Origin of the sequence: Cryptosporangium japonicum (genome assembly GCF_039524755.1) — a bacterium.
Lineage (GTDB): Bacteria > Actinomycetota > Actinomycetes > Mycobacteriales > Cryptosporangiaceae > Cryptosporangium > Cryptosporangium japonicum.
The window spans coordinates 143,348-155,418 of sequence record NZ_BAAAGX010000009.1; the positions used below are offsets into that span (position 1 = coordinate 143,348).

Genomic DNA, 12,071 nt, shown 5'->3' on the forward strand with positions numbered 1-12,071 from the left:
CGAGGGGGAACTCCCTATGCGCTACGGGGCGTTAGCCCCCTAGAGGAATCAGTACACGCAGGTGCGGGGGTGTTTCGTGAACGAGCACGATCTCCACGATCGGGTTCAGGTCCAGATCACTGCCGCGTTGCAGCGGTTGGCGCTCGCCGCGCACTGGAACTCCGACCCGCGCGTCGGCGAGCTGCTCGACGAGTCCAGGCAGCTGCTCGACGTCGCCGCCCGGGACGTCCGCCTGTTCGCCCGGGGCATCAACCCGGCCGTGCTCGAGTCCGAGGGTCTGCGCGGCGCGGTGCGTGCGCTGGCCGCACGCTTCCCCGGGCTGGTGACCACCCGGGTCGTCGCCGAGCGCTATCCGCAGGCGCTGGAGTCCGGCCTGTTCCTGGCGCTGTCGGAGACCGTGGCCAACGCGGTGCGGCACGCCGGTGCATCGGCGATCGTCGTCGAGGTGGAACGGGACGGCGAGTGCGTGGTCGGCCGCGTCACCGACAACGGGTCCGGAACGGCACGGTTCGGTGCCATCGGAGGCCTGGAGAACCTGCGCGTGCGCATCGCGGCGCTCGGCGGCGACACCGAGCTGCACAGCGAGCCGGGGCGCGGCACCCGGGTGACGATCTCAGTTCCGCTGCGATCGGAAGTACCGCAGCACGGCTAGCACCCGCCGGTTCTGGGTGGTGTCGGTGGGCAGATCGAGCTTGGTGAAGATCCGGGCGATGTTGTTCTCGACGGTCTTCGTCGTCAGGTGCAGTTCCTCGGCGATGCCCTCGTTGGATCGCCCCTCGGCCATCGCGCGGAGCACCTCGCGCTCGCGGCCGGTGAGGCGGTCGAGCTCGTGCGGACCGTCGGACGCCAACCGGTCGATCAGCTCGGGCTCCAGAACGGTCTCGCCGGCCATGATCCGCACCAGCGCGGTACGCAGCGCCTCCACGTCGGCGATCTGATCTTTGAGGCGGTAACCCAGGCCGCGGGAGCCCAACCGCCGGAGCAGCCGCATCAGGTGCGGGGCCTCGGCCCACTGGGAGAGCATCAGGATGCCGATCCGGGGATAGCGGGCCCGCAGTTTCTCGGCCGTGTCCAGGCCGCCCTCCGGGTAGGGCGCCATCCGGATGTCGAGGATCGCGACGTCGGGCACGTCCTCGTGCACGATCGACAGGAGCTCGGTGCCGTCGCGCGCCTGGTGCACCACCTCGACGTCGGCGGCTTCGAGGAGCAGGCGTAAGCCTTCGCGGAACAGCGCGGCGTCGTCGGCGATCGCGACCCGGGGCGGGCGGGCGCTCACCGGCACGGAAGGCGGACCTCGACGCGGGCGCGACCACTCGGTGACTCGAGGATCGACACCGTTCCGCCGGCGGCCCGCACCCGCAGCGCGATCGGCGAGCCCAGCAGTTCGGCGACGTCGGGGCGAGGAGCGGCCTGGGCCGAGACCCGCAGGCGCAGTTCGTCGTCGGTCACCGTCGCGTTCACGTCGACCACCTCGTCGGTCGTCTGCAGGTAATCGGTCAGTACCCAGCAGACAACGTAGTAGGCCAGCGCTTCCGCGGCCGGGTCGAAGCGGTCCGCGGGCACGGTCACCCGCATCGGGACGCCCTGGCGGCTCGCCCGTGCTTCGAGCGCCGCGCCCAGCCCCGACTCGGTGAGCATCGCCGAGTGGATGCCGTGCGCGAGTTCTCGCAACTCGGTCAGCGCGAGGTCCAGCTGTGCCTGCGCGTCGGCGAGCACCTGCCCGGACCGTTCGTCGCTGCCGCTGCGCGCGGCGCCGAGCCGCATCGTCAGCGCGGACAGGCGGGTCTGCGCCCCGTCGTGCAGGAGTTGTTCCAGCTCCCGGCGTTCGGCCCAGCTGGCGGCCAGCGCGCGCGACTGTTCGTCGATGCGCCGCTGGAACTTCCGGTACCGCACGATGCCCAGCAGCGCGAACCCGGCGGCGAGCATCGTGTTGACGACGGCCAGCACCGGTTCGCCGGCCCAGAGCGGCTGCTGCACCGCCGCGGCGAGCGCGCCCGCGACAGCCGTCACCGCCCAGGGGCTGGTGAGCGCGCGGCGGACGTCCATTGATCCAGGAAACGTCTCGGCGGGGTCGTCGGCCAGGGTGCCCGCACCCAAAAACTTACGGTGTGAGTGAACGCACGATTACCGCAGCGGGGGCATCGAGCGCGGACGAATGGCCGGTGCCGGCCCAGAGCGCCATGCGATCCGGGTCGCCGGCCCTGGCCGCCGCGGCGCGTAGCGGGCGGGTCAGATGGTGCACCTGGGGATAGGCGTCGATCGCCGCGTCCTCGTGCTCGCGGAGGAACGCGTTGACGATCCCCCGGGCCCGACGGCCGGTGAACGTGCGGGTGATCGCCGTTTCCGCCGGTCTCGCGAGGGCGTCCTTGTGGGCCTGCTGGGCGCCGCTCTCGGGTGCGCGCAGGAGCGCGGTGCCCACCTGGGCGTAGGCGGCGCCGTCGCGGAGGACCGTGCGCACGGCGTCCGCGTCGGCGAGGCCACCGGCGGCGACCAGCGGCAGGTCGGTCGTGGCCCGCACGTCGGCCAGGAGCGCGGCCAGCGGCACCGGCTCGGCGTCCGGGCTCCAGGATCCGCGGTGCGCACCGGCCTCGGCGCCCTGCAGGAGCAACGCGTCGGCTCCCGCACCGGCCGCGGAACGCGCCTCCTCGACGGTGGTGACGGTCACCGCGACCGCGGAGCCGACGTGCTGGAGCGCGGCGATCGCGTCGGCGGGGCAGCCGAACGTGAGGCTGACGACCGGGAGCGGATCGGCGAGCAGCAGGGCGAGCTTGGCCGCCCAGTCGTCGTCGTCCCAGCGGGGGGTGCCCAGCTCGACGCCGAGCCGGTCGGCGTCCGGGGCGATGTGTTTCGCGTAGTTCTCGACGCTGGTGTCCTGCCGTGGCCACGGGACGAACAGGTTCGCCCCGAACGGTGTGCGGGTGCGCTCGCGAACCGCGGCGATCTGGTCACGCAACTGCCCGGCGGTGAGGTAACCGGCGGCGACGAAGCCGAGCGCACCGGCGTCCGCGACGGCCGCGACCAGCTCGGGTGTGGTCGCTCCACCGGCCATCGGCGACTGCACGATCGGACGCTCGATTTGCGGCAACCTAGGCACACACCCAGCTTTCCACACCTGTGGATAGAACCTGTGTACGAAGAATCGGGGCGACCGCAGCCCCCGGGTCCGCGAGGCGCTGCTGGTGGTGACCGGCGCGCTGGATTCTCCGACCTCCTGCGCCTGGCCATTCCTGGAGGTTCAGGGCCAGCGGTAGATCTGGGGGCGGGGTGGCCAGGGGCGGGCGGCCCGGGGTGCGGCGCCCTCGAACGCGACCCAGGACTCGGTGCGGTCGTCGCCGACCACGTCGGCCAGACCGGTCCACGCCCGCGCGTCCACGTACGGGCGGCAACCGTCGCAGGCGAACCAGTCCCCGGCCGGAACGGAGGCCGCGGTCTCGTCCGCCCGGTAGGCCCAGCGAGGCACGGCGGCCTCGCAGAAGTCGCACATCAACCCGGCCCCGGTGGCCGCCGGCTGACCAGCCTCGGCCGGGGCCGGAGCGGACGAGTCCACCGACGCCGCCCACGCGTCCACGGTGGCCTGCAGCGCGGCGCTGTCGACGCTCGGCGGCGAGACGTCCTCCACCCACGGCCGGAGCAACCCGGCGAGCTCGTCCATCTGCGCCGGCGTGTTGATGCGGCCGTGCACGGCGAACCAGACCACGACCGGGCCGCCGGTCGGGTGATCGAGGTCGCACGCCGCGCACAGCACCGCGCTGCCGGCGGGTGCGACCTCGACCGCCAGCAGCGCCGGCCCGCCGCAGCGGGGGCAGTGGACCACGATCTACTCGATCGCCGCCGGACCGAGCAGCGCCTTCAGATCAGCCATCAGCGCGGGCGTCGGAGCCACCCGGACGTTGTCACCCAGCCGCCAGCGCGTGGCCCGCGCCTTGTGCTGCAGCTTCAGGTGCACCTCGGTGGTACCGGGGTGGGTCGACAACGTCTCGCGCAACTGCGCCACGAGCTGGTCGTTGACGCGGTTCGCGGTGATCAGGATGACCACCGGTTTCTCCGAGTCGGCCTCACCGAGGTCGAGCAGCGCCAGGTCCTGCGCGAGCAGCTGGGGCTGATCCTCACGCTTGTCGATCCGGCCCTTCACCAGCACCATGGCGTCCTCCACCAGGTGCTGGCCGACGAGCTCGTAGGTGGCCGGGAAGAACCGGACCTCGATACCGCCTTCGAGATCCTCCAGGCGCGCGCTGGCCCACAGTTTGCCCTGCTTGGTGACCCGCTTCTGCAGCCCGGAGAGCAGCCCTCCGACCGCGACCGTGCGACCGTCGGGATAGTCGTCGCCGACCAGCGCCGAGATCGGGCAGTCGACCTTGGCGGCCAGCAGGTGTTCGACGCCGGAGAGCGGGTGGTCGGAGACGTAGAGCCCGAGCATTTCCCGCTCGGTGGCCAGCTTCTCGTTCTTCGGCCACTCGTCGGTGCCGATCGGGGGCGTGAACGCCGTCCCGAGCTCCTCGGCGCTGTCGTCGCCGAAGGCCGCGCCGAACAGGTCGAACTGGCCGACCGCCTCGCTCTTCTTGATCTCGGCGAACGACTCGACCGCGGCCTCGTGCACCGCGAGCAGACCCTTCCGGGTGTGCAGGAGCGAGTCGAACGCACCGGCCTTGATCAGCGCGTCGACGACCTTCTTGTTGCAGACGATCGCCGGGGTCTTCTTCAGGAAGTCGTAGAAGTCCTTGAAGGGGCCCTTCTCGGCCCGCGCGGCGATGATCGCGTCGACGGCGTTCGCACCGACGTTACGCACACCGGTGAGGCCGAAGCGGATGTTGGTGTCACGCGGGGTGAAGTTCGCGTCCGACTCGTTGACGTCCGGCGGGAACACCTTGATGCCCATCTTGCGGCACTCGTTGAGGTAGATCGCCATCTTGTCCTTGTCGTCCCGGACGGACGTCAGGAGCGCGGACATGTACGCGGCCGGGTAGTTGGCCTTGAGGTACCCCGTCCAGTACGAGACGAGCCCGTACCCGGCGGTGTGGGCCTTGTTGAACGCGTAGTCGGAGAACGGGACCAGGACGTCCCACAGCGCCTTGATCGCGGCGTCGGAGTAGCCGTTGGCCTTCATGCCCTCGGAGAAGGGCTTGAACTCCTTGTCGAGAATCTCCTTCTTCTTCTTGCCCATCGCCCGGCGCAGCAGGTCGGCATTGCCGAGCGAGTAGCCGGCCACCTTCTGCGCGATCGACATGACCTGCTCCTGGTACACGATCAGGCCGTGCGTCGTGTCCAGGATCTCGGCCAGCGGCTCGGCCAGCTCCGGGTGGATCGGCGTCTTCTCCTGCTGCCCGGTCTTGCGCAGCGCGTAGTTGATGTGGGAGTTCGCGCCCATCGGACCCGGCCGGTACAGCGCCAGCACCGCGGAGATGTCTTCGAAGTTGTCCGGCCGCATCAGCCGCAGCAGCGACCGCATCGGCCCACCGTCGAGCTGGAACACACCGAGCGTGTCGCCGCGGGCGAGCAGCTCGTACGTCGCCTTGTCGTCGAGCGGGAGCTCGAGCAGGTCGATCTCGGGGCCGCCGTCGGCCACGATCGCCTTCAGGCAGTCGTCCAGGACCGTGAGGTTACGAAGCCCCAGGAAGTCCATCTTGAGCAGGCCGAGCGTCTCGCAGGTCGGGTAGTCGAACTGCGTGATGATCGCCCCGTCGGAGGCACGCATCCAGACCGGGATGTGGTCGGTGAGCGGCTCGGCGGACATGATCACGCCGGCGGCGTGCACACCGGCCTGGCGGATCAGCCCCTCCAGGCCACGGGCGGTGTCGATGACCTTTTTGACGTCCGGATCGCTCTCGTAGAGCCCCCGGATCTCGCCGGCCTCGTTGTACCGCTTGTGGCTCGGATCGAAGATGCCGCTGAGCGGGATGTCCTTGCCCATGACGGCGGGCGGCATCGCCTTGGTGATGCGGTCGCCGACGGCGTACGGGTACCCGAGCACCCGGGCCGAGTCCTTGATCGCAGCCTTGGCCTTGATCGTGCCGTACGTGACGATCTGCGCGACCTTGTCGGCGCCCCACTTCTCGGTGACGTACCGGATGACGTCACCGCGCCGACGCTCGTCGAAGTCGATGTCGATGTCGGGCATCGAGACGCGGTCGGGGTTGAGGAAGCGCTCGAAGATCAGGCCGTGCGGGATCGGGTCGAGGTCGGTGATGCCCATCGCGTAGGCGATCATCGAGCCGGCCGCCGAGCCACGACCAGGGCCGACGCGGATGCCGTTGGCCTTCGACCAGTTGATGAAGTCGGCCGTCACCAGGAAGTAGGACGGGAAGCCCATCTGCAGGATGATGCCGATCTCGTACTCGGCCTGATTCCGGTGCTGCTCGTCGATCCCGTTCGGGAAGCGGCGCTTCATCCCCTCCCAGACCTCGTGCCGGAACCAGCTCTCCTCGGTCTCGCCCTCGGGCACCGGGAACTTCGGCATGAGGTTCTTCTTGACGAACATGCCGGCGGTGTCGACCTTTTCGGCGATCGCGAGCGTGTTCCGGCAGCCCTCCTGCCAGGCGTCGGACGAGTCGACGCCGTACATCTCCGCGGCCGACTTGATGTAGTAGCCGGTGCCGTCGAACTGGAACGTCGGTGCGGCGAGCGTGGAGCCGGTCTGCACGCAGAGCAGCGCGGAGTGCGACGTCGCCTCGGCCTCGTGCGTGTAGTGCGAGTCGTTCGTGACGACCGGCGGGATGCCCAGCTTCTTGCCGATCTCCAGCAGCCCGTCGCGGACCTGGCGCTCGATGTGCAGCCCGTGGTCCATCAACTCGAGGTAGAAGTGCTCCTTGCCGAAGATGTCCTGGAACTTCGCGGCGGCGGCGAGCGCCTCGTCGAAGTGGCCCAGGCGGAGCCGGGTCTGCACCTCTCCCGACGGGCAACCGGTGGTGGCCATGATGCCCTCGGCGTGCTCGGCCAGCAGTTCGGCATCCATCCGCGGCCACTTCACGAAGTAGCCCTCGGTGTAGGCCCGCGAGGAGAGCTGGAGCAGGTTGTGCAGCCCGGTGTCGTTCCGCGCCCACATCGTCATGTGCGTGTAGGAGCCCGAACCCGAGACGTCGTCGCCCTTCTGGTCGGGCCGACCCCAGCGGATGCGCTTCTTGTCGTAGCGGCTGGCGGGGGCGATGTACGCCTCGGTACCGATGATCGGCGTCACGCCGGCGGCGGTGGCTTGCGTGAAGAAGTCGTACGCGCCGTAGGTGTTGCCGTGGTCGGTCATCGCGATGGCCGGCATTTCGAGGCGCTGAGCCTCGGCGAACATCTGCTTGAGTCGCGCCGCTCCGTCAAGCATCGAATACTCAGTGTGCACATGCAGGTGGACGAATCCATCGGCGGCGCCGGGCATCGGAAGAGCGCCTCCTGGGGCGGGAGTGGCCGGGAACAACCATGGACCCTACCCGCCCGACGCACGCCTCGGGTGTCACGACTCGGACCTGTGGAGAATGCCGCTGACCGGCCCAATGACGCTTACACCGTCCGGTGGAGGAGGCGTGTCAGCGTCACCCTGAGGGGCCGTTTCGCGTGCGGGATCGCGCTCCGTCACAAGAGCTGGCGGCGGCGCCGCTAGCGTCGTTCTGGCGCGGGCCGATGATCACTCTCAGTGACGACTGGGCCGGTGCAGTACCTTGGCGATCATGCCGCAGCAGGGCGATCCGGGGGCGCTCCGAGCCGAGTTAGGCGAGGTCCGCGCCGCGCTGGACGAGACGGACGCGCGCCGTCGCGGCGCGCTGGACCGCACCGCCGCGGTGAGCCTGGCGCTGATGGTCGTCGGGCTCGCGGTGTTCGCCTCGGTGTCGGCCTACTCGTTCGCCGCCGGGCAGCCCGGGCGCGGGCGGGCGTTCGCCGTGCTCACCGTCATCGCGCTGCCGTTCGTGCTGTACGCGGCCTGGAGCTCGGTCGGCCGCTACCTGCGGCTGGGTCGCGAGCTCACCCGGATGCGCCGGCGCGAACTCGACCTCACCACCCAGCTCCGGGCCCCGTCACCCACCCGGGTCGAGGCGCCGGTGATCAGCAGCGACCTGGAGCCCGACGCGGCCGCGGCGACGATCGAGGCCGCGCTGCCCGCCTACGCCGTGCAGCGGATGCTCGGCAAGGGCGGCTGCGGCATCGTCTTCCTCGCCGAGCACCGCCAGGCCGGCTGGCAGCGCGCGCTCAAGCTCCTCACCGAACCCGACCTGCTGCCCGACTCGCAGTCGCGCTTCCTGCGGGAGGCCCAGGTCATGGAGAGCCTCGACCACCCGCACGTCGCCCGCGTCTACGAGTACGTGGAGCACGCCGGGTTCAACCTCATCGTGATGGAGTTCCTGGCCGGGGGCAGCGCGTCCGCACGTCGCGCCGAGCTTCTCGGCCGCCCGGAGCCGGTGTGCGCGCTCGGTCTCGCGGTGGCCGACGCGCTCGCCGCCGCCCACGCCCGTGGCGTCGTGCACCGCGACATCAAGCCGGCGAACCTGCTGTTCGCCGCGGACGGCGTGGTCAAGGTCACCGACTTCGGCATCGCGAAACTGCTGGCCGGCGGCGTCGACGGCGAACAGGCGAGCGTCCTCGCGCTCACCCCGGGCTACGCCGCCCCCGAGCAGCTCAACGGCGACGAGATCACCGCACGCACCGACCTGTTCGGGTTGAGCGCCACCCTGTACCGGCTCTTCACCGGCCGGACGCCGCCGCTGCCGGGCCCCGACGGCTCACCGCGGGCGAACCTGACCACGATCCCGCCCGGCATCGCGGCGGTGCTCGAGCGTTCGCTCAACGGGTTCCCGGAGAACCGTCACCCCAGCGCGAAGGAGTTCGCGCTCGACCTGGCGGCCGCGTCCGGAGCCGCGCTGCGTCCGGGCTGGCTCGACTCGGCCGAGATCCCGTTCCGCGGCGCGGCCGAGATCCGCGCCGCCGCGAAGGCCTGACGCCGTGGACCGGGAGAGCGGCGCAGGACTCCTGCACCGGCTGACCGAGTACTCACCCGACCGGGAGTGGGACGTCCCCGCCGACGATCCCCGCGTGCGTTCCGACCTCACGCCGAACGACCCCGACACGCATCCGCCGTTCACCAAGGCCTACCCGGGGCGGCCCCGCCTGGCGCTGCCCCGCGACCTCCCGAACCCCGGCGTCAGCGCCACCGGCGTCCTCGCCGGCCACCGCGCGGAGGCCCACCCCCTCGACGCGGCCCACCTCGCCCGGATCCTCTTCCTCGGCGCCGGCATCGTGCGCACCGCGGAACGCCGTGGCCGTCCGCACCCGTTCCGCGCCTCGGGTTCGGCCGGGGCCCGCTTCCCGCTCGAGCTCTACGTCAGCGCCCGGGGCGTCGCCGGTGTGCCCGACGGCGTGCACTGGTACGACCCGGAGGCGCACGCGCTGGTGCCGATCGGCCCGCCGGCCGCCGGAGCCGCCACCACGCTCGTCGTCACCGGCGTTCCCTGGCGCACCGGCTGGCGGTACGCCGAGCGCGGCTGGCGCCACCTGTACTGGGACGCCGGCACGCTGCTCGCGCAGCTCACCGCGGCGGCGGCGAGCGCCGGGCGGCCCGCTCACCTCCGAACGCTCTTCCCCGACGCCCAGCTGCGGACGCTCGTCGGCGCCGACGGTGTGCACGAGTACCCGCTGGCCCTGCTCGGCCTCTCCGACGGCGAGCCGGCCGTGGTGCCGTCGGGCCCGGCCGAGCACGGCGAACTGCCGGCGGTGGAGTTCCCGCTCTGCACCGAGGCCCAGCGCGCCGGTGAGCGCGACGTCCTCGGCGAGCCCTGGCCCGAGGGCCCGCCGCTCCCCGACGCGCCGCCGGCCGAGACGATCGACGACGTCGTCCTCCGACGCGGTTCCCAGCGCCTCATGGATCGGGACCGGACGCTGTCGCGCGCCCAGCTCGACTGGCCGCTGCGAGCCGCACTGCGCGGCATCACGGTGCCGCACCGGGTGGTGGTACACGGCGTCGACGGGGTCGCTCCCGGCGTCTACCGCTGGCCCGACGCGGTGTACACCGCCGACCTGCGTGAGGAGACCGCCCGGGTCTGCCTCGACCAGGATCTCGGCGGCGACGCGGCCTACGTGGTGATCGGCGCGGCCGCCGACGCCGACCTGGACGACCGCACGTACCGGGACGCCCAGCTCGCGGCCGGCCTCGTCGAAGGGCGGCTGCACCTGGCGGCGTACGCACTCGGCGCGAGCGCGACCGGCATGACGTTCGCGGACTCCGAGGTGCCGGCGCTCCTGCGTGAACCGGACGACCTCGTGCCGCTCCTCTTCACCTGCGTCGGTGTCCCCTCGTATCCGTCGCGCCGGGGCGGGTCACCGGGTGCCCCCGCAACGTTCCGCCCGGTGACCCCCAGGGTTCGCTAGGCGCCTACCTCGTCGGCCAGGCGTTTCAGGTAGCCCGCGAAGCGTTCCCGGTCGGACGCCGGCCAGTGCGCGGTCAGCGCGTCGAACGTCTCGCGCTGCCACCCCCGGGCCCCGCCCAGCAGTTCCTCCCCGGCTGACGTCAGCCGCAGCACCGTGCGCCGCGCGTCGGTCGTGGAGCGGGCGCGTTCCAGGTAACCGGCCCCGGTGGCGGCGGACACCATCCGGCTGGCTCCGGACTGGTCCAGCCCCAGCTGCCTGGCGACGTCGTTCACCCCGGCGTCCGCCCCCGCCGCCCGCACGGCCTCCACCGTGAGCACCACCTGCGGTGCACCTGGCCCGCGCGCCCACCGCCGCGCCCAGAACCGCACGAGCCGGAACAACGCCGGTCCTCCGTCAGTCACCTGGCAAACATATGCGATCCGCATCTATATTGCATGCGATCCGCATACGAAGGAGACCCCGATGTCGATCACGCTGAACCACACGATCGTCCGAGCCCACGACAAGCACGCCGCCGCGGCGTTCTTCGCCCACCTGATCGGCCGCACCCCCGGCCCCCCGGCCGGACCGTTCGCGCCGGTGCCGGTCAACGACGACCTCACGCTGGACTTCGACGACCGCGGCCCGGTCTCGGCCGGCCACTACGCCTTCCTGGTCGACGACGACACGTTCGACGCGTTACTGACCCGCCTGGACGGCACCCGGTTCGGATCCGGCCCCGAACACGGCTGGGACGGCCGGATCAACCACCTGGCCGGCGGGCGCGGGGTCTACGTCGACTCCCCCGACGGCCACAGCTACGAGTTCTTCACCGCCGTCCCCCCGACGACGTGACCCTTCACCCCGGACACCGCACCGCTACCCGCGTCAGCAGCCGGGATGAGCGCCTCTGCGCCGAAACCGCAGATCGGGAGCCGTGCTGGCGGCAGCGGACTAGAACACGGGTCAGGTGCGGCTCCCGGAGCCGCACCTGACCCATCGGGTGGTCTAGAACGCGGTTGCCGCGCTCCAGCGGGCCAGGAGGCCGGCGTCGCCGGTGATCTGGGGTACCGACGGGCGACCCCAGAGGAACAGGTACAGGCCGGCCACTGGTGCGGTGGCCGTCACTGTCGCCTCGCCGGTCGACGTGTGGGACCAGGCGTACGCGGTGGCCCCGACGTCGATCCGCCAGCGGGTGTCCACGTCGGTGGCGACCAGCTCGATCGACTGCCCCTCACCGCGCACGGCACCGAACCCGGCGAGCCGGGGCGCGTACGGGAGGATCGTGAGGATCTCGTCGATGCCGTCGACGGCCACCGTGGGGTCGACGGTGGTGGGAGCTTTGAGCGCGAGCGCGGCGTCGACACGGTGGACCGTGGCTTCGTGGAGCATGCGCCTGGCCCAGAACAGCGTGGGCCTGGTCTGCCCGCCGAGCGTCCACACCTGCTGGTGGGCCGGCGCCGCCACCAACGCGCTGATCAGCGCGTCGACCCCGGCGGCGACCCAGTCCGACACGGCGGTGGACTCCGTCGGCACGTTCTGCTCGAAGTCGGAGAACGGCAGCTTCTCGACCGACCCGGAGTTGATCATCGCCGTCACCCACCGCTCGGTCGCGCCGACGTGGGTGGCGAGCTTCGCGAGGTCCCAGGCGGGAGTGCTCGGGACCGGCGTGCTCAGATCGGCGTCCGACAGCAGTGCGGCTAACCGATCGATCTCGCGGAACAGCGCTTTGCAGTATTCCCCGTGGTCCATGT

General features: G+C 71.4%; 11 protein-coding genes. 4 read left to right on the top strand and 7 right to left on the bottom strand.

Annotated features, from left to right (window positions below; genetic code table 11):
• Positions 1 to 76: 76 nt before the first annotated feature.
• Positions 77 to 652, top strand: coding sequence for a sensor histidine kinase (locus ABD437_RS11785; protein WP_344648827.1), 576 nt, complete (start codon positions 77 to 79; stop codon positions 650 to 652).
• Here ABD437_RS11785 and ABD437_RS11790 read toward each other — a convergent pair.
• From ABD437_RS11790 to dnaE, 5 genes are all read right to left on the bottom strand, one after another.
• Complete coding sequence (locus ABD437_RS11790; RefSeq protein WP_344648828.1) at positions 614 to 1,282, bottom strand: response regulator transcription factor; 669 nt, start codon at positions 1,280 to 1,282, stop codon at positions 614 to 616. The genes ABD437_RS11785 and ABD437_RS11790 overlap by 39 nt on opposite strands.
• On the bottom strand, positions 1,273 to 2,097 hold the full coding sequence (locus tag ABD437_RS11795) for a sensor histidine kinase (RefSeq protein ID WP_344648829.1): 825 nt from the start codon (positions 2,095 to 2,097) through the stop codon (positions 1,273 to 1,275). Before ABD437_RS11795 ends, ABD437_RS11790 begins: the two co-directional genes overlap by 10 nt.
• Before the next feature lie 4 nt (positions 2,098 to 2,101).
• Complete coding sequence (locus ABD437_RS11800) at positions 2,102 to 3,061, bottom strand: nitronate monooxygenase (protein WP_344648830.1); 960 nt, start codon at positions 3,059 to 3,061, stop codon at positions 2,102 to 2,104.
• Positions 3,062 to 3,235: 174 nt separating this feature from the next.
• Complete coding sequence (locus ABD437_RS11805; protein WP_344648831.1) at positions 3,236 to 3,814, bottom strand: DUF6300 family protein; 579 nt, start codon at positions 3,812 to 3,814, stop codon at positions 3,236 to 3,238.
• A 3-nt stretch (positions 3,815 to 3,817) separates the two neighbouring features.
• Complete coding sequence (gene dnaE, locus ABD437_RS11810; RefSeq protein ID WP_344648832.1) at positions 3,818 to 7,360, bottom strand: DNA polymerase III subunit alpha; 3,543 nt, start codon at positions 7,358 to 7,360, stop codon at positions 3,818 to 3,820.
• 289 nt (positions 7,361 to 7,649) lie between these two features.
• Between dnaE and ABD437_RS11815 the strand changes: the two genes are divergently transcribed.
• Both ABD437_RS11815 and ABD437_RS11820 read left to right on the top strand, forming a co-directional pair.
• Complete coding sequence (locus ABD437_RS11815; protein ID WP_344648833.1) at positions 7,650 to 8,912, top strand: serine/threonine-protein kinase; 1,263 nt, start codon at positions 7,650 to 7,652, stop codon at positions 8,910 to 8,912.
• 4 nt (positions 8,913 to 8,916) lie between these two features.
• Positions 8,917 to 10,338 (top strand): nitroreductase family protein, encoded by a 1,422-nt coding sequence (locus ABD437_RS11820; protein WP_344648834.1) that lies wholly within the window; start codon positions 8,917 to 8,919, stop codon positions 10,336 to 10,338.
• Here ABD437_RS11820 and ABD437_RS11825 read toward each other — a convergent pair.
• Complete coding sequence (locus ABD437_RS11825) at positions 10,335 to 10,739, bottom strand: MarR family winged helix-turn-helix transcriptional regulator (protein ID WP_344648835.1); 405 nt, start codon at positions 10,737 to 10,739, stop codon at positions 10,335 to 10,337. The genes ABD437_RS11820 and ABD437_RS11825 overlap by 4 nt on opposite strands.
• A 61-nt stretch (positions 10,740 to 10,800) precedes the next feature.
• Between ABD437_RS11825 and ABD437_RS11830 the strand changes: the two genes are divergently transcribed.
• Positions 10,801 to 11,172, top strand: coding sequence for a VOC family protein (locus ABD437_RS11830; RefSeq protein ID WP_344648836.1), 372 nt, complete (start codon positions 10,801 to 10,803; stop codon positions 11,170 to 11,172).
• A 153-nt stretch (positions 11,173 to 11,325) separates the two neighbouring features.
• On the opposite strand, the gene ABD437_RS11835 is transcribed toward ABD437_RS11830, so the two are convergent.
• Entirely contained in the window at positions 11,326 to 12,069 is a 744-nt protein-coding gene (locus ABD437_RS11835) for a maleylpyruvate isomerase family mycothiol-dependent enzyme (RefSeq protein WP_344648837.1), read from the bottom strand.
• Between the last annotated feature and the right edge of the window lie 2 nt (positions 12,070 to 12,071).